Source organism: Amycolatopsis sp. NPDC049252, from assembly GCF_043197175.1.
Lineage (GTDB): Bacteria > Actinomycetota > Actinomycetes > Mycobacteriales > Pseudonocardiaceae > Amycolatopsis.
The window spans coordinates 60692-78358 of record NZ_JBICSQ010000007.1; the positions used below are offsets into that span (position 1 = coordinate 60692).

The window sequence follows — 17667 nt, forward strand, 5'->3', positions numbered from 1 at the left end:
GACACCCGATTGGGTGAACAGCGGCGGGGCGCCCCCGGCGGAAACCCGCCGGAGACGCCCCTGAACCTGCACAGATCGATCTTGCGGTCCGCTACGAGCGGCCCGCCCCGATCGGCTGACGCTCGTTCCCCGGCCGGGCACCCTGGGCCGCGTCCACCTTGACCACGTTCGCGCGGTTCCCCGCGGCGTTGTGGTGTTCGATGGCGAGCAGCCCGAGCGCGCCGTCGGCCGCGGCCGAGGCCGCGTTCCGGGTGACGACGAGCGCCGTGCCCGGCTTGGCGACGTAGCCCAGCGCGGCGTCGCCGCCGCCCTGCACCGCGTAGCCCGGCGCGAGCGCGTCGAACGAAAGCGGCGTGCCGACGTAGTCGATCAGCCCGTTCGTCGTGCCCGGAGCGACGTAGAAGCCGCTGACGCCCACCGTGTAGGAGATCCGGTGGGTGTCGGCGTTCGCGTCGATGCCCAGCGCGGCCAGCGAAACCGGCAAGGTGATCACGTTCGTGTCGAACACGTTCGTGTCCACGTCGCCGAGCTGCCCGTTGACGGCCTGGACGTCGACCGTCGGGAAGCCCGGGGTCAGCGCGACCGTGACCGCGATCAGGACGTCGGTCGCCGTCGCCTTGGTCACGTAGGTCTCGAAGTCCGGCGTGCCGTCCCCGGTGGTGTCGATGTCGACGAACGGCGAGGTGTTGCTGCCGATGTTCGCCCAGTCGCCCCAGGTGGACAGGCCGAACGCGAGGATCGCGTTCTCCGGCTCACCCTGCGCCTTCGCCAGCGGCGCGGTGGACGCCGCGCCGACGTAGCGGAGGTCGCCGCCCTTGGCGGTCTTGTTCACCGTGCAGTCGGTGACCACGTCCGCGTCGCACTCGGGCAGCTGCGGGGACTCCGCCTGCAGCTCGAGCACGCTGATCAGCGAGCGGTAGCGCTGCGCGCCCGTCCCCTGGTCCACACCGCGACCGCTCAGGTTCAGCACGGCCTGGGTGGCGTCCGGGGCGAACTTGACCGACGACGGCGTCGAAATCGCCGACACCGGCTTCGGCGCCGCGTAAACCGAAACCCGCAGCGGTACCTTGGCCCCGCTCGTCGGGGTGAAGGCGACGCGGCCGGAGGCGTCCGCGACGAACTGGCGGGCGAGCCCGGCCTGGACGGCCTGCATGGTCGGGTCCATGACCTTGCGCAGGGCCTTCGGGTCGGTGATCTTCAGCGTCACCTTCACCTTGGCGGTGCCGCGCGGCGAGAGCTTCACCGACGGCGTGTCCACTGTGTACTCGACGCCCGGCAGCGCGTTGACCGCCTGGTAGGCCACCGAGTACTCGACCGGCGTGACACCCTTGTTGACCAGCTTGATCGTCTTCGACAGCGTGACCGGACCCCCGGCCTCGACCGCGCCGAAGCTGACGCTGACCGCGCCCGGGTCGTCCTGGACGTAGGCGAGCACCTGGTTGTCCAGCGCCGCCTTCGCGTCGATCCGGCCGCTGCCGACGCGCTGCGGCGCGAAGGTGCGGCCCGCGCCGTCGGTGACGTCGTGGCCGGCGGTGTCGATCACCGAGGCCTTGACCTCCTCGACCGACCAGTCCGGGTGGGACTGGCGGACCAGCGCCGTGATGCCCGTGGTGTGCGGGGCGGCCATCGACGTGCCGGACAGCACGGTCCGGCCGTTGCCGCTGCCGCGGAACGCCGAGGTGATCGTGTCACCGGGGGCGGCCACGTCCGGCTTGAGCGCCGGGCCGCGGGTACCGCGCGAGGTGAACGAGCTCGGGGTGTCGACGATCTTCTTGTCGTACGTCTGGATCGACGCGCGACCGGTGCCGTACAGGCGCACCTGCAGCGTGCCCGCGGTCAGCGACGCGCGCAGCGGCGCGGTCGCGGAGCCGGTGAACTGGAACATCGGGATCGCCGCGTTGCCCGCGATACCCGCGCTGAAGTGCTCCAAAGTGGACGACAGCAGCACGCCCTTGGCCCCGGCGGCCTGGGCGTTGTTGGCCCGGACGGCCGAACCGCACGCGCGGGTCGAGTCGTTGTCGTCCCACTCCAGCCAGACGAACTTGCCGGCCGCCTTCGCCTTGTCGGCCGCGGAGTACGCCGCGCAGCCCGCGTTGTTCGCGCCCGCCAGCGTGACGACCGGGGCGGTCAGGTTCAGCGTGTCGTAACCGGTGTAGTTCTGGCTGTACTGGCCGGTCTTCTGGCCCTTGGCCGCGGTGGGCGCGGTGACCTCGGCGGCGTCGCGCAGGACACCCGCGTCCCGCGTGCTGGCGACGGTGAGCGCCTCGGGCGTGTTGCCGGGCGAGCCGGCGATGTCGTTGATGTCGCCGCCGTTGCCCGCGGAGATCACCGGGAGCACGTTGTTCGCGGCGAGCTTGCGCACGAACAGCGAGTCCGGGTCGTCCGGCGCGCCGAAGTCGGAGCCCAGCGAGAGGTTGACGATGTCGAGGTGGTCGGTGAAGTCGCCGTCGCCGTCCGGGTCGAGCGCCCAGTCGAGGGCCTGCGAGGTGACGTTCGTGGAGCCCGTGCAGCCGAACACCTTGATGGCGTAGAGGAGCGACTTCGGCGCCGTGCCCGGGCCGATCTGCATCGCGTCGACCTTCTTGGCGTCCAGCTTCTTGTAGTCGCCCTTGAAGGTCTTGCCGTCGGCGGTGACGCCGTAGCCGCCGATGGTGCCGGCGACGTGCGTGCCGTGCTCACCGCAGGCCAGCGGGTTCGGGTCCGGGGCCGGGGTGGTCTTGCCGGGCGTCGCGGCGTCGTAGTCGTCGCCGACGAGGTCGGTGCCGCCGACCACCTTGGCGCTCGGGAACAGCGGGGTCGGCTTGGTGCTGTCGACGCTCTTGTAGGCCGCCTGCGTGCCGGGGCCGCCGAAGTCGGCGTGGGTGTAGTCGATGCCGTCGTCGATGACGCCGACGCGGACGCCGTCACCGAACTTGCCGGTCTGCTGCCACGCGGCGAGCGTGTTGGTCAGCTGCTCGGCGCTGGCGTTGGTGCGGGTCTTCGGCACGACCGTGCGCACCGAAACGACGTCCGCGCGCTTCGCGACCTCGCGCAGCTTCGCGGCGTCGGCGGTGACGACCACGCCGGGAACGGCGTTGGCGGTCTGGGTGACGACCTGCGGCTTGGCATCGGCCGAGCGCAGCTGGCCGAGCACGGAGGTCACCGCGGCGGCGGTGTCGTCCTTCGCGGCGCGAGCGGCCCGCTTCGCCTGGTCCTTGCCCTGCGGCTGGGCCGCGGTGAACGCGTCGACGGCGGGCTTCTTGGCCAGCTCGACGAACGCGGTGACGCGGCCCTGCGCGGCGGCCAGGCGCGGCGCGACCTTGCCCTGCAGCTTGGCGTCGTCGATCTTCGCCGGCGTGACGCCGTCGGCGAGCGGTGCCTCGGCCGCGGTCGCGACCGGCGCCCCGAGCGCGGCGACCAGCACGACGGCGAAGGCCGCCGTCATGGCGCGCGCGGGTAAGCGGGATCTGCTCATGAGTGGGCCCCTTACTCGAGGTCTGGACCCGAACCTGCCTGCCGCTCCTGGCACCCCCGACGGTGAAGCACGGCAACCGCGCCGTGCCCTCGACGACGCGTGGTTCAACCTCGCGGGGAGAACCTAATGCCCCAAAACACCTACTTAGGTAGGCAAATAAGTCCGTTATGTGAATGTGATTGCCGATAGGCTCGGCAGCCATGCACCGCTACGAGCCCCGCAACGACCTCGCGTTCACTCTGCTGCGCGACGGCCCCGTGACGCTGTTCTGGCGGCCGCAGCTCCTGACCGAGACGACGGAATGGCTGGCGGAGCACGACTACCAGGTCACCCGGCTGAGCGCGCGCGAGTGGACGTCCGATCTCGACATGCACACCGCCGTCGCCGCGGCGCTCGACTTCCCGGATTACTACGGGCAGAACCTCGACGCGCTCAACGACTGCCTGCGTGACGTCGTCGCCCACGACTACGGGTGGTCGCCGGACTCGGCCGGGCTCGCGATCGTCTTCACCGGCTACGACGCGTACGCCGCGCGCAGTCCGCGCTCGGCCCAGATCGTGCTGGACCTCCTGGCGAGCCACTCACGCGTGGCGATGCTCTTCGGCCGTCCGCTCGTCGTCCTGGTGCAGAGCGACGATCCGGACGTCCTCTTCGAACCGGTCGGCGCTTCGCCGGTGCTCTGGAACCGCGCCGAGTGGCTGAACGCGAACCGAAGGCCCGAAAACGCCTGAAGGCCCCCTCGCCGGACGCGGCGAGAGAGCCTTCAGGACCGGAGACGTCAGCCGAGGTCGACGGCGCGGATCGTGTGCGCGCCTACCGAGGCGCCGATCGGCTCCAGCAGGTGCGCGTCGATGTGGCGGTCGACGCGCAGCAGCATCACGGCGTCGGAGCCGTCGGTCGTCTGGCTGATCTGCGCGGCCTCGATGTTGATGCCGGCTTCCCCGAGCAGCGTGCCGACGCGGCCCATCACGCCCGGGCGGTCCGGGTACTCGACCAGGAGCACGGTGCCCTCGGCGCGCAGGTCGAAGCCGCGGCCGTTGACCTCGACGAGCTTCTCGACCTCGTCCAGGCCGGTGACCGAACCAGACACGGTCAGCGCCGTGCCGTCGGCGTACGCCGCGCGGACGGTGACCAGGCTGCGGAACTTGGGGCTCTCCGGCTCGGTCGTCAACTGCACCTGGACGCCGAGCTTCTCGGCGAGCTGCGGCGCGTTGACGAACGTGACCTGGTCCTCGACCACGCCGGTGAACACCCCGCGCAGCGCGGCGAGCTGCAGCACCCCGGTGTCCTCGTTGGAGATCTCGCCCTTGACCACGACGTCGACCGTGCTCGGCGCCTTCGGGTTCAGCGCGGTGAGCAGCATGCCGAGCTTCTGCACGAGCGACAGGTACGGGCGGACGTGCTCGCCGACCGCGCCGCCGCCGGAGACGTTCACCGCGTCCGGCACGAAGTCGCCGCGCAGGGCCAGCAGCACCGACTTGGCGACGTCGGTGCCCGCGCGGTCCTGCGCCTCGGCGGTGGAGGCGCCCAGGTGCGGGGTGACAACGACGTTCTCCAGCTCGAACAGCGGGCTGGACGTGGTCGGCTCGGTGACGAAGACGTCGACGCCGGCGCCGCCGACGTGGCCCGAGCGCAGCGCGTCGGCCAGGTCCTGCTCGACGATCAGGCCGCCGCGGGCGGCGTTCACGATGATGACGCCCGGCTTGGTCTTCTTCAGCGCCTCGGCGTCGATGAGGCCCTTGGTCTCCGGGGTCTTCGGCAGGTGGATGGAGATCGCGTCGGCGCGGGTCAGCAGCTCGTCGAGGGTGACGAGCTCGATGCCCAGCTGCGCGGCGCGCGCGGCCGAGACGTAGGGGTCGTACGCGATGAGCTTGGTGTCGAACGCGGCGAGGCGCTGCGCGAACAGCTGGCCGATCTTGCCGAGGCCGACCACGCCGACGGTCTTGCCCTGCAGCTCGACGCCGGAGAACGAGCTGCGCTTCCACTCGCCGCCGCGCAGGCTCTGGTCGGCGGCCGGGATGCGGCGCGCGACGGAGAGCAGCAGGGCCACGGCGTGCTCGGCGGCGGAGACGATGTTCGACGTCGGGGCGTTCACGACGAGGACACCGCGCTCGGTGCCCGCGGGCACCTCGACGTTGTCCAGCCCGACGCCGGCGCGGGCGACGACCTTGAGCTGGGTCGTGGCGGCGAAGACCTCGGCGTCGACCTTGGTCGCGGACCGGACCAGGAGCGCGTCGGCGCTCTTCACCGCCTCCAGCAGCGCGGATCGGTCCGTGCCGTCGACGTGCCGGACCTCCACCTCGTCACCGAACACACTCAGCACGGAGGGGGCGAGCTTCTCCGCGATGAGGACGACGGGTTTGCTGGGCTTGCTCACGATGCGGCTCCCACTATCTGGTCATTTCCAGGACGCTCTGTGGTGACAGACGGTCTCAGCACGTCGTTGTGCCCCGGTCGAGCGGGAGTTTAACGCGCAGGACCGCGTCCTGGCTTCCCATGGTGTTAACTCGCCCGTAATCCCTCGAAAACAAGAGCCAGGAGGCGCTGCATGCCCGCGTCGCCGGGCAGGTGCGGTCCCGCCCAGGATGCCGCGTGCAGCAACAGAAGCAGCTCGTGCGTGGTGACGTCCGCGCGCAGCTCCCCCGCCGCCTTCGCGCGTTCCACCAGCTGGGACGCCGCGTCCCGCATGGCGTGGCACGAAGCGTACAAGCGGGACGTCTCGTCGTTGAGCGCGTCGGCGGTCAGCTCGGCCAGGCCGCGGAAGGTGCCGGTGGTGTCGCCGAGCCCGAGCAGCCACGCCCGCAGCGCCTCGAGCGGCGCCGGGTCGGTGAGCAGCTCGCGCGCCCGCTCGGCCTGACCGTCGAACCGGGCCCGCAGGAGGGTCTCGAGCAGGGCGTCCCGGGTCGGGAAGTGCCGGTAGAGCGTGCCGATGCCGACGCCGGCCCGGCGGGCGATGTCTTCCAGCGACGCCTCGACGCCGTGTTCGGCGAAGGCTCGCTGCGCCTCCTCAAGGAGGCGCTCGTAGTTGCGGCGGGCGTCCGCGCGCATCGGCTTGACTTCGGTCATCGCCCTTCCGAGCCTACCGGGTAGCCAATCGGAGGCTGCCTCCGTATATTAACCGGAGGCAGCCTCACATTACTGGAGGGAACGAGGATGACCCTGATCGAAGACACCCGGGCACGGCTCGGCGCCATCGGCGCCTGGCTGCCGAGTGCCCCGCTCGCCCCGCCGCCGGACGTCGAGCGCGCGGCCACCGGCCGGCTCGCCGAGCTCGGCTACCGCTCGGTCTGGAGCGGCGAAGGCCCCGGCACTCGCGAGGTGTTCGCCCACTTCGGCGACCTGCTCGCGTCGGTGCCGGACGTCGTGCTCGGCACCGGCATCGCCAACCTCTGGGCCCGGCCCGGGGTGACCGCCGAGAAGGGCGGCGCCACGCTCGCCCAGGCCCACCCCGGCCGGTTCGTGCTCGGCGTCGGCGTCGGGCACCGGTTCCAGGCGACGAAGCTCGGCGAGGCGTACCGGCCGCTCGACCGGATGCGCGCCTACCTGTTCGAAATGGACGCCGCCGCCGCGGAAAACCCTGCCCCGGTGGCGTTTCCGCGGGTGCTGGCCGCCGTCGGGCCGAAGATGCTGGAGCTGTCCCGCGACCACGCCGACGGCGCGCACCCGTTCGCCCAGCCCGTCGGCCACACGCCGTACGCCCGGGAGATCCTCGGGCCGGACAAGCTGCTGATCCCGCAGCAGACGGTGCTGCTCGGCACCCGCGAGGACGCCCGCGAAAGCGTCCGGAAGCGGGTGGCGCTCTCGCGCGAGCACCACATCGAGGCCTACCTCGCGGGCTGGAAACGGCTCGGGTACACCGATGCCGACATCAACGGCCCGAGTGACCGGTTCGTCGACGACCTCGTCCTGTGGGGTGATGCGGGAACCATCGCGAAACGCCTGGACGAGCTGCTCGACGCCGGCGCGGACCACGTGCTGCTGACGCCGTCCGCGGCCACCTTCGAGTCGACCGTGGACGTCCTGGCCGAGCTGGCGCCGGCGGTGGTCCGGTGAGCGTCGGGATCTGGCAGTTCTTCGAGGACACCCCGATCGGCGAGCTGCGGGAGACCGCCACCGAGGTCGAAGAGCTGGGCTTCGACGCGCTCTGGTTCGGCGAGTACGCCGGGCGGGAGGCGTTCACCCAGGCCGCGCTGATCCTGGCGGCGACCTCGCGCCTCAGGGTGGCCACCGGGATCGCCCGGTTCGACCGCCGCGCGCCGATCACGGCGGAAGCGGCGACGCGCGCGCTGGGCGAGGCCTACCCGGGCCGGTTCACCGTCGGGCTCGGCGGTCACTTCCCCGGTACACGCCCGATTTCGGCGATGCGGGAGTACCTGGGCGGGATGGACGAAGCCGACCTGCCCGCGCTGCCGGTGCCGTCCCCGCGGCCCCGGCGGCTGATCGCCGCCCTCGGCCCGCAGGCCCTGGACCTGGCGGCCGAGCGGGCCGACGGCGCCCACCCGTACTTCGTCCCGCCCGAGCACACCGCCCTGGCCCGGGAACGGCTCGGCGCGGGCAAGTACCTCGCCGTCGAGCAGGCCGTGGTCCTGGACGGCTCGTGGGAGGTGGCCCGGGAGCACGTCGGCACGTACGTGAAGCTCGCCCCGCACCACCGGTCGAACCTCCGCCGGCTCGGCTTCACCGACGAAGACCTGGCCGACGGCGGCAGCGACCGGCTGGTCGGCGCGCTCGTCGCGGTCGGCGAACAGCAGGCGGCCGACCGGATCCGGGCCCACCTCGACGCCGGCGCCGACCACGTCTGCGTCCAGGTCCTGGCCCGCACCAAGGACTCCTACCGCAGACTGGCCGACCTCCTCCCGTAACCGGAATGGACGACACAGCGCCCGGCGGGCCATCGGCCGTGTCGTCCGCCCGAGTACGCGTGTCGTCCATCGGGGTGCGCGTGTCGTCCGGCCGGGTACGCTGGCGGGACGCGGTGAGGGCCGCGTCCCGTCCGCGGAAAGGGCCGAGCCCACCCCCGCAGCACCGCACCACCAGCTCCGCACCTTCTTTCCTGCCCGGTGCCGGCGGACCACGGGCGACGAGGGAAGGAAGGCGTCATGGGCACGTTGCCCGCCAAACCCAGCCTGGATCAGCTGCGCAAACGCGCGAAGGACCTCGCACGCGCCGAAGCCGTGAAGCTGTCCGAAGCGCAGTTCCGGATCGCGCGCGAGCACGGCTTCCCGAGCTGGCCGAAGCTGCAGGCGTACGTCCGGCGCGTCACCGAGCACGGCGAAACGCTGCAACACCCCTACCACCAGGACGTCGAGTACTACGCCGAGCGCGCGCTCGGCCTGCTCGCGTCCGCCGAAGACGAGACGCCCGGCGCGCGTGAGCCGTTCGACCGCTGGGATCAGCCTTTGACCCGGGACGGCGCCCGCGTGGTCGTCGCCCGCGAACACGGTTTCGGTTCCTGGAAGGCACTTCGCGAGCACGTCAAGTCGCTTGTGGACAGCGGGGAGCCGTTCGCGCGGGCGTACCGGGCGGTCGAGGCACGAGATCCCGAGGCTCTCGAAACGCTCCTCGGCGCGTTCCCCGGCCTCGTCACCGCGCGCGGCACCAACGGCAACGACCTGCTCGGCATGGCCGGCGCGACCTGCGACGAGCGGCTCAGCCGCGTCCTGCTGAAGCACGGCGCGGACCCGTCGCGCGGGAACGTCCACGGCTGGACGCCGGTGCACCAGGCCGCGTACAGCAACCTCCCGCACCTGCTCGACCTGCTGCTCGACGCGGGCGCGCCGGTCGACGTCCCGGCTCGCGGCGACGGCGGCACTCCCCTGGTCGTCGCCCTGTTCTGGGGCCACCGCGAAGCCGCCGAGAAGCTGGCCGCGCACAGCCAGGCGCCCGGCAACCTGCGCGTCGCGGCCGGCCTCGGCGACGCGGACCTCCTGGACGAACTCCTGAAACCGGACGGCACGCTCAGCCCCGCCGCGGGTGAACACCGCGGCTTCTACCGGCCGCACAGCGGGTTCCCGGCCTGGTCGCCGACCGACGACCCGGCCGAGATCCGCGACGAGGCCCTGGCCTGGGCGGCCCGCAACGACCGCGTCGACACGCTCAGGACGCTCGCGGCGCGCGGCGCCCGTCTCGACGCCGACGTCTACCGCGGCACGGCCCTGACCTGGGCGGCGGCAACAGGGCGCGTCGCCGCGGTGCGGACGCTGCTCGACCTCGGCGCCGACGTGAACCACGCGGGGACGTTCGGTGGCCCGAACCACGGCGAGGGCGTCACGGCCCTGCACCTGGCCACCCAGTCCGGGCACCTGGACGTCATCCGCGTACTCGCCGAAAGCGGCGCCGACCTCGGCGCCCGGGATGGGATCTGGAGCAGTACGCCGGAAACCTGGGCGGAGGTCTGCGACCAGCCGGCCGCGAAGGCGCTGCTGCGATCCCTGTAGACAACCGGAGTCTGTAGTCCGTATCGTCGAGACGGACTACAGACTCCGTTTTGCCACTGGGAGGATTCATGACCACACCTCGCGACGTGTTCGCGGCGCTGTCCGACGGCATCAGCGAAGGACGGTTCAGCGAGCTTTCCGCGCTCTACGCCGAGGACACCGTCGTCGAACACCCCCAGGCCGTGCCACGGCCGACGCGCCTCACCGGCCGCGCGGCCGTCCACGAGCGGTTCACCGGCGCCCTCGCCGGGATGGTCCGGCTCAAGCGCAAGAACGTCGTCGTCCACGAGACCACGGACCCCGAGGTGATCGTCGCCGAATACGACTACGACGCCGAGTCGACCGAAACCGGCAAGACCGACGTCACGGCCAACATCCAGGTCCTGCGGATCCGCGACGGCCTGATCGTCCACTCCCGCGACTACCACGACTACCTGCGGCTCGCCGCGATCCGCGACGGCGTCGACCAGCTGCCGAAGGCCTACGAGCAGGCGCCGCCGCGCGAGCTCTCCCCGGTCACCCCGGAGAGCGCGGACACCGTGTTCGAAAGGCTCGTCTTCGGCGTCGCGGGCGCGCGGTGGGACGAGCTGCCGGAGCTCTACGCCGCGGAAACCCACGTGACGCACCCGTTCCTGCCGGGCTCGGGCGTGGTGCGGACGCGCGACGAGCTGCGCGAGCACTTCGAGGCGGGCAAGAAGCTCAACCCCGGCTTCTCGGTGTCGGACCTGGTCACCTACCGGACCACGGACCCGGAGGTGCTGATCGGCGAGTTCGCCTACCAGGGTGAGCACACGGGCGCCCCGGTGCGGATCGCGAACATCTTCGTCCTGCGGATCCGTGACGGCCTGATCGTCGAATCCCGCGACTACGGCGACCACCTCGGCATCGCCGGCGACACCGGCGGGATCCCCGCGCTGGCCGCGCGCCTGGGCGCCTAGGCGTCCGGAAGGTCGAACTCCCCGTCGCGGACGCCGAGCACGAACGCCTCCCACTCCGAAGGGGTGAAGACGAGGACCGTGCCGTCCGGTTCCGTCGACTTCCGCATCGCGACATAGGTGACGCCGTCGGTGTGCGGAATGAACGTGTACTCGACGACCTCGTCGAGAGTGACGCCCTCGGGCTCGGCGCGGGTCCACTCGGCCTTGGTGAAGTCCAGGTGGTGCCGGATGTGCGCCTTGTCGTCGGCCGGCTGCTCACTCATGCCACCAGCGTAACCACCCGGGCACCGAACGCAGTGAAGGGGACGCCCGACCCGGGCGTCCCCTTCACGCGGTGAAGATCAGGCGGTCTCGGTGATCGGCCGGTCCACCCACGACATCAGGTCGCGCAGCTTCTTGCCGGTCGCCTCGATCGGGTGCTGGTTGCCCTGCTCCTCGAGCTTGGTGAAGTTCGGCCGGCCGGCCTCGTCCTCGGCGACCCATTCGCGGGCGAACGTGCCGTCCTGGATCTCGCCGAGGATCTTCTTCATCTCTTCCTTGACCGCCGGCGAGATGACGCGCGGGCCGCGGGTCAGGTCGCCGTACTCGGCGGTGTCGGAGATCGAGTAGCGCTGGCGCGCGATGCCGCCCTCGTACATCAGGTCGACGATCAGCTTCAGCTCGTGCAGCACCTCGAAGTAGGCGATCTCCGGGGCGTAACCGGCCTCGGTGAGCACCTCGAAACCGGTCTGCACCAGCGCGGACGCGCCACCGCAGAGCACGGCCTGCTCGCCGAAGAGGTCGGTCTCGGTCTCCTCGGTGAAGGTCGTCTTGATGACGCCCGCACGCGCACCACCGATGGCTGCGGCGTAGGACAGGGCGAGCGCCTGGGCGTTGCCGGAGGCGTCCTGCTCGACGGCGATGAGCGCCGGGACGCCCTTGCCGTCGACGAACTGGCGGCGGACCAGGTGGCCCGGGCCCTTCGGGGCGACCATGGCGACGTCGACGTTGGCCGGCGGCTTGATCAGGTCGTAGCGGATGTTGAAGCCGTGCCCGAAGAAGATCGCGTCACCGTCCTTGAGGTTCGGCGCGATGTCCTGCTCGTAGATGAAGCGCTGCTTCGTGTCCGGCGCCAGGATCATGATCAGGTCGGCTTCGGCCGACGCCTCGGCCGGGGTGAGCACGCGCAGGCCCTGCTCCTCGGCCTTAGCCCGCGACTTGGACCCCTCGGGCAGGCCGATGCGGACGTCGACGCCGGAGTCGCGCAGGCTCAGCGAGTGGGCGTGGCCCTGGCTGCCGTAGCCGATGACAGCGACCTTGCGCCCCTGGATGATCGAGAGGTCGGCGTCGTCGTCGTAGAAGATTTCCACTGCCATGGGGGTACTGCTTCCTTTCCTGACTTACTTCGTTAACGCGGTGAAGTGGCGGTGATGGAACGGGCGCCCCGCCCCACCGCGACCATGCCTGACTGCACCAGCTCGCGAATGCCATACGGCTCCAGCATCCGCAGCAGCGCACCGATCTTGTCGGACGTCCCGGTGGCTTCGACGGTGAGTGCCTCCGGGGAGACGTCGACCACCTTGGCCCGGAAGAGCTGGACGGTTTCGAGGACCTGGCTGCGCACGGTGTTGTCGGCGCGCACCTTGACCAGCAGCAGTTCGCGCTGCACGGCGGTCGACTGCTCCAGCTCGACTATTTTGATCACATTGACCAGTTTGTTGAGCTGCTTGGTCACCTGCTCGAGCGGTAGCTCTTCGACGGCGACCACGATCGTCATGCGGGACACCTCGGGGTTCTCCGTGGGCCCGACGGCGAGGGACTCGATGTTGAACCCGCGGCGCGAGAACAGGCCCGAGACGCGCGCGAGCACACCCGGCTTGTTCTCGACCAGGACACTCAGCGTGTGGACGCTCATCTCAGCGCTCACCTTCCCCAGCAGCTTCCGCGGCAGCCTCGGTCGTCTCGACCGAAACCTCGTCGTCGTCGAACAGCGGCCGGATGCCCCGGACCGCCATGATCTCGTCGTTGCCGGTGCCGGCGGCGACCATCGGCCACACCTGGGCATCCTTCCCCACGACGAAGTCGATCACGACGGGGCGGTCGTTGATCTCCATCGCGCGGCGGATGGTGGCGTCGACGTCTTCCTTCGTCTCGCAGCGCAGGCCGGCGCAGCCCAGCGCCTCGGCCAGCAGCACGAAGTCCGGGATGCGGTGCTTGTGCGTGCCGAGGTCGGTGTTGGAGTACCGCTCCGAGTAGAAGAGGTTCTGCCACTGCCGGACCATGCCCAGGTTGCCGTTGTTGATGACGGCGACCTTGATCGGCGCGCCCTCGATGGCGCAGGTGGCCAGCTCCTGGTTGGTCATCTGGAAGCAGCCGTCGCCGTCGATCGCCCACACCGGGGTGCCGGGGACGCCGAACTGCGCGCCCATCGCCGCGGGCACCGCGTAGCCCATGGTGCCGAGGCCGCCGGAGTTGATCCAGGTGCGCGGGTTCTCGTACTTGACGAACTGCGCGGCCCACATCTGGTGCTGCCCGACGCCGGCGGCGTACACCGCGTCCGGGCCGACGAGCTGCCCGATCCGCTCGATGACGTACTGCGGCGACAGCGAACCGTCGTCGGGCCACTCGTAGCCGGCCGGGTAGTTGGTGCGCCAGTCCTCGGCCTGGGTCCACCAGTCGGCGAGGTCGGGCTTGCCGCCGTGGTCGAATTCCGACTGCACGGCGGTGATCAGCTCGCCGATGATCTCCTTGCAGTCGCCCACGATCGGGACGTCCGCCTTGCGGTTCTTCGAGATCTCGGCCGGGTCGATGTCGGCGTGCACGATCGCGGCGTCCGGCGCGAAGGAGGACAACTGGCCGGTGACGCGGTCGTCGAACCGGGCCCCGAGCGCGATCAGCAGGTCGGCCCGCTGCATCGCGGCGACGGCGGCGACCGAGCCGTGCATGCCCGGCATGCCGAGGTGCTGCGGGTGCGAGTCGGGGAACGCGCCGCGCGCCATCAGCGTGGTGACGACCGGGATGCCGGTCAGCTCGGCGAGCTCCTTCAGCTGCTGGTGCGCCTCGGCCTTGATCACGCCGCCACCGACGTACAGCACCGGGCGGCGCGACTTCGCGATCAGCTTCGCGGCTTCGCGGACCTGCTTGCCGTGCGGGCGCAGCGTCGGGCGGTAGCCCGGCAGCCGCAGCTCGGTCGGCCAGGAGAACGAGGTCATCTCCTGCAGCACGTCCTTGGGGATGTCCACCAGGACCGGGCCGGGCCGGCCCGTGGACGCCAGGTGGAACGCCTCGGCGATGGTCCGCGGGATGTCCGCGGGGTCCGTGACGAGGAAGTTGTGCTTGGTGATCGGCATGGTGATGCCGCAGATGTCGGCTTCCTGGAACGCGTCGGTGCCGATCAGCGCCCGGCTCTGCTGGCCGGTGATGGCCACGACCGGGACGGAGTCCATGTTCGCGTCGGCCAGCGGGGTGACCAGGTTGGTCGCGCCGGGGCCGGAGGTCGCCATGCAGACGCCGACCTTGCCGGTGGCCTGCGCGTAGCCGGTGGCCGCGTGGCCGGCGCCCTGCTCGTGGCGGACCAGGATGTGGCGGACCTTCGTCGAGTCCAAGAGCGGGTCGTAGGCCGGCAGGATGGTGCCGCCCGGAATGCCGAAGACCACCTCGGCGCCGACCGCCTCGAGCGAGCGCACGAGGGACTGCGCGCCGGTGACGCGCACCGGGGTTCCCGCCGGTGGCGCCGGCTTCGGACGTGCTCCGGGCGCGCCGGGCGTGGGGCCCGGCTTCGTCGGATTTGTGGCACTGGTCATCGGGTCTGCCTCGTGGGTCTCGGTGTCACTCGTTCGGGTCGGTTTTGTGCGGTGGGGCCAGGAATCTCTTGCCTCGGGCAACAAAAAACCCTCGCCGACCGTAAGGTCGCACGAGGGTCGCGCGTCGACGCAGCGGAAAGTCTTCCCTAAGCGTCGACGCGCTTGGGAAGTACGAGGCCGGTCAGCGGTGTCACGCTGGTGACGCTAGTCCGAAGGTCTCTCAGGTGTCAACTCTGCGGGACGGTGAGTCCGCATGGTGGACACGGGCGCGGTGCGTGTCACGTCCGCGCCGACCCGGTTTCCGGTGCTCGCGCCGGGCGGTGCACCATTTCGGCGTGGCCGAAAAAGAGCAGGACGAAGGCCGGAAGGCCGTCTTCCGCATCCCCCGCACGTCGTTCATGGCGATCGCGCTCCTCACCATCTGCGTGACGCCGATCGCGCTCGGGGAGATCCCGTACCTGCAGTGGCTCTACGTCTTCCCGATCGCGCTGGCGGTGTTCGTGATCCGCACCCGCACGGTCGCGACCCGCAAGGGCCTGGCGACGCGCACGATGTTCGGCCACCGCGACGTGCCGTGGTCGGCGTTGAAGGGCCTGGCGATCACGAAGCGGGCGCGGGTCCAGGCCGTGCTGACGGATGACACGAAGGTGCCGCTGCCGACGGTCCGCACCCGGCACCTGCCGGTGTTGTCGCTGGTGAGCGAGGGCCTGGTCGCCGACCCGAGCGGCCTGCTGGACGCCCAGGACGTCAAGCCGGCCAAGCCCGAGACGTCGCCGAGCGAGTAACCCCACGGCGGGTCAGGCTCGCTTGAAGGTCTAAATTGGTAGGACCAGTTTCTGCGGAGCGTCCCGACCTCCGCCTGGCCCACCATCCGACCTGGGAGTTCGCCGTGCCGCCTCTCCGTTCCCGGACCACCACCCACGGCCGCAACGCGGCGGGCGCGCGCTCGCTCTGGCGCGCCACCGGCATGACCGACAGCGACTTCGGCAAGCCGATCGTGGCGATCGCCAACTCCTACACGCAGTTCGTGCCCGGCCACGTGCACCTCAAGGACCTCGGCGAGATCGTCGCCGGCGCGGTCAAGGAAGCCGGCGGCGTCGCGCGCGAGTTCCACACGATCGCCGTCGACGACGGCATCGCCATGGGCCACTCCGGCATGCTCTACTCGCTGCCCTCGCGCGAGATCATCGCCGACTCCGTCGAGTACATGGTCAACGCGCACCAGGCCGACGCGCTCGTCTGCATCTCCAACTGCGACAAGATCACCCCGGGGATGCTCAACGCCGCGATGCGGCTGAACATCCCGGTCGTGTTCGTCTCCGGCGGCCCGATGGAGGCCGGCAAGGCCGTCGTCGTGGGCGGCGTCGCGCAGGCCCCGACCGACCTGATCACCGCGATCGCGGCGTCGGCAAGCACCGAGGTCGACGACGACGGGCTCGACATCGTCGAGCGTTCCGCCTGCCCGACGTGCGGCTCGTGCTCCGGCATGTTCACCGCGAACTCGATGAACTGCCTGACCGAGGCCCTGGGCCTGTCGCTGCCGGGCAACGGCTCGACGCTGGCCACGCACGCCGCGCGCCGCGCGCTGTTCGAGGAAGCCGGCCGGACGGTCGTCGAGCTGTGCCGCAGCTGGTACGAAAACGACGACGACTCGGTGCTGCCGCGCTCGATCGCGTCGAAGGCGGCGTTCGAGAACGCGATGGCCCTCGACATGGCGATGGGCGGCTCGACCAACACGGTGCTGCACATCCTCGCCGCCGCCCAGGAGGGCGAGGTCGACTTCACGATCGACGACATCGACGCGATCGGCCGCCGTGTCCCCTGCCTCTCGAAGGTGGCGCCGAACTCCGACTACCACATGGAAGACGTCCACCGCGCCGGCGGAATCCCGGCGATCCTGGGCGAGCTGTACCGCGGCGGCCTGCTCAACACGGACGTCCGTTCGGTGCACTCCCCCGACCTCGAATCCTGGCTGGGTTCGTGGGACATCCGGGCTTCGTCACCTTCCGACGTTGCCGTGGAGCTGTTCCACGCAGCACCGGGCGGGGTTCGCACGACGCAGGCGTTCTCGACGGAGAACCGCTGGTCGTCCCTCGACACGGACGCGACGGGCGGCTGCATCCGCGACGTCGAGCACGCGTACACGAAGGACGGCGGCCTGGCCATCCTGCGCGGCAACCTCGCCGAGAACGGCGCGGTGATCAAGTCCGCGGGCATCGACGAAGAGCTGTGGCACTTCGAAGGCCCAGCGCGGGTGCTGGAGAGCCAGGAGGAAGCCGTGTCGGCGATCCTCAAGAAGGAGATCCAGCCGGGCGAGGTCCTGGTCATCCGCTACGAAGGCCCTGCGGGCGGCCCGGGCATGCAGGAAATGCTGCACCCGACGGCGTTCCTCAAGGGCTCGGGCCTGGGCAAGAAGTGCGCCCTGATCACGGACGGCCGCTTCTCGGGCGGCTCGTCGGGCATCTCGGTGGGCCACATCTCCCCGGAAGCGGCGGCGGGCGGCCTGATCGCGTTGGTCGAAAACGGCGACAGGATCGTCCTGGACGTCCACGAGCGTCGCTTGGAACTGCTGGTGGACCCGGAAATCCTGGCGGAGCGCCGCTCGAAGATGGAGACGTCCGAGCGCCCCTGGCAGCCGAAGGAGCGCGAACGCCCGATCACGGCGGCCCTGCGCGCGTACGCCCGCATGGCCACCTCGGCCGACACGGGCGCGGTCCGCGACCCGAACAAGTAAGCACTCACCAACCCGCCGAAGGCCGTCCCGGTTCCTGGGGCGGCCTTCGCGCTTTCCGGACCACTCCGGAGCCGCGCAGCCAGCCGTCCTTGGTCAACGGGGACGGCCTGCGCGGGCTTGTTCCTCGGCCAAGTCGACGTCGCGGCCACCGACCCTCCGCGACATCCCCCGGCATCACCGCCCACGACCACCGGCTGACCGACTACTCACCCGCCGAGGTTCGCGCGTTCCCTACGCGGCCACCCCTTACGCCCGGCCACCCTCCCCGGCGAATTCCCAGCCCAGCGCGGGGGGACCCCCCGTTTTCCACGCTACCGGCAGC

Annotated in this window: 14 protein-coding genes; 7 read left to right on the forward strand and 7 right to left on the reverse strand. The window is 70.9% G+C overall.

Features of this window, described 5'->3' with window-relative positions; genetic code table 11:
• Positions 1-91: 91 nt before the first annotated feature.
• On the reverse strand, positions 92-3454 hold the full coding sequence (locus ACGFMK_RS12240) for a S8 family serine peptidase (RefSeq protein ID WP_392761130.1): 3363 nt from the start codon (positions 3452-3454) through the stop codon (positions 92-94).
• Between the two features lie 200 nt (positions 3455-3654).
• On the opposite strand from ACGFMK_RS12240, the gene ACGFMK_RS12245 reads away from it, so the two are divergent.
• Positions 3655-4185: a barstar family protein gene (locus tag ACGFMK_RS12245; protein WP_392761133.1), complete on the forward strand. Its 531-nt coding sequence runs from the start codon at positions 3655-3657 to the stop codon at positions 4183-4185.
• A 47-nt stretch (positions 4186-4232) separates the two neighbouring features.
• Here the strand turns inward: ACGFMK_RS12245 and serA are convergent, their stop codons facing one another.
• Both serA and ACGFMK_RS12255 read right to left on the reverse strand, forming a co-directional pair.
• A complete protein-coding gene (gene serA, locus ACGFMK_RS12250; protein WP_392761136.1) occupies positions 4233-5831 on the reverse strand; it encodes a phosphoglycerate dehydrogenase in 1599 nt (532 codons plus the stop codon).
• 125 nt (positions 5832-5956) lie between these two features.
• Positions 5957-6520, reverse strand: coding sequence for a TetR/AcrR family transcriptional regulator (locus tag ACGFMK_RS12255; RefSeq protein WP_392761139.1), 564 nt, complete (start codon positions 6518-6520; stop codon positions 5957-5959).
• An 87-nt stretch (positions 6521-6607) separates the two neighbouring features.
• Here ACGFMK_RS12255 and ACGFMK_RS12260 point away from each other — a divergent pair, with 87 nt between their 5' ends.
• The 4 genes from ACGFMK_RS12260 to ACGFMK_RS12275 all read left to right on the forward strand — a co-directional run bounded on the left by ACGFMK_RS12260 (position 6608) and on the right by ACGFMK_RS12275 (position 10829).
• Positions 6608-7507 carry a TIGR03620 family F420-dependent LLM class oxidoreductase gene (locus tag ACGFMK_RS12260; RefSeq protein WP_392761142.1) on the forward strand — a complete coding sequence of 300 codons (900 nt, stop codon included), beginning with the start codon at positions 6608-6610 and terminating at the stop codon, positions 7505-7507.
• On the forward strand, positions 7504-8316 hold the full coding sequence (locus ACGFMK_RS12265) for a TIGR03620 family F420-dependent LLM class oxidoreductase (RefSeq protein WP_392761145.1): 813 nt from the start codon (positions 7504-7506) through the stop codon (positions 8314-8316). Before ACGFMK_RS12260 ends, ACGFMK_RS12265 begins: the two co-directional genes overlap by 4 nt.
• A gap of 237 nt (positions 8317-8553) precedes the next feature.
• Positions 8554-9891 carry an ankyrin repeat domain-containing protein gene (locus ACGFMK_RS12270; protein WP_392761148.1) on the forward strand — a complete coding sequence of 446 codons (1338 nt, stop codon included), beginning with the start codon at positions 8554-8556 and terminating at the stop codon, positions 9889-9891.
• A 68-nt stretch (positions 9892-9959) separates the two neighbouring features.
• Positions 9960-10829: a nuclear transport factor 2 family protein gene (locus ACGFMK_RS12275; RefSeq protein ID WP_392761150.1), complete on the forward strand. Its 870-nt coding sequence runs from the start codon at positions 9960-9962 to the stop codon at positions 10827-10829.
• Here ACGFMK_RS12275 and ACGFMK_RS12280 read toward each other — a convergent pair.
• From ACGFMK_RS12280 to ACGFMK_RS12295, 4 genes are all read right to left on the reverse strand, one after another.
• Positions 10826-11092, reverse strand: a complete 267-nt coding sequence (locus tag ACGFMK_RS12280) for a DUF397 domain-containing protein (protein WP_392761153.1) — start codon at positions 11090-11092, stop codon at positions 10826-10828. The genes ACGFMK_RS12275 and ACGFMK_RS12280 overlap by 4 nt on opposite strands.
• A gap of 78 nt (positions 11093-11170) precedes the next feature.
• Entirely contained in the window at positions 11171-12184 is a 1014-nt protein-coding gene (ilvC, locus tag ACGFMK_RS12285) for a ketol-acid reductoisomerase (RefSeq protein WP_013223583.1), read from the reverse strand.
• 32 nt (positions 12185-12216) lie between these two features.
• Positions 12217-12723 carry an acetolactate synthase small subunit gene (ilvN, locus tag ACGFMK_RS12290; RefSeq protein ID WP_003080760.1) on the reverse strand — a complete coding sequence of 169 codons (507 nt, stop codon included), beginning with the start codon at positions 12721-12723 and terminating at the stop codon, positions 12217-12219.
• Position 12724: 1 nt separating this feature from the next.
• Entirely contained in the window at positions 12725-14521 is a 1797-nt protein-coding gene (locus ACGFMK_RS12295; RefSeq protein ID WP_392761159.1) for an acetolactate synthase large subunit, read from the reverse strand.
• 425 nt (positions 14522-14946) lie between these two features.
• Between ACGFMK_RS12295 and ACGFMK_RS12300 the strand changes: the two genes are divergently transcribed.
• Together ACGFMK_RS12300 and ilvD are read left to right on the forward strand one after the other, a co-directional pair.
• Positions 14947-15396, forward strand: a complete 450-nt coding sequence (locus tag ACGFMK_RS12300; protein WP_392761162.1) for a PH domain-containing protein — start codon at positions 14947-14949, stop codon at positions 15394-15396.
• A 104-nt stretch (positions 15397-15500) separates the two neighbouring features.
• Positions 15501-17345 (forward strand): dihydroxy-acid dehydratase, encoded by a 1845-nt coding sequence (gene ilvD, locus ACGFMK_RS12305; RefSeq protein WP_392761165.1) that lies wholly within the window; start codon positions 15501-15503, stop codon positions 17343-17345.
• Positions 17346-17667 lie beyond the last annotated feature (322 nt).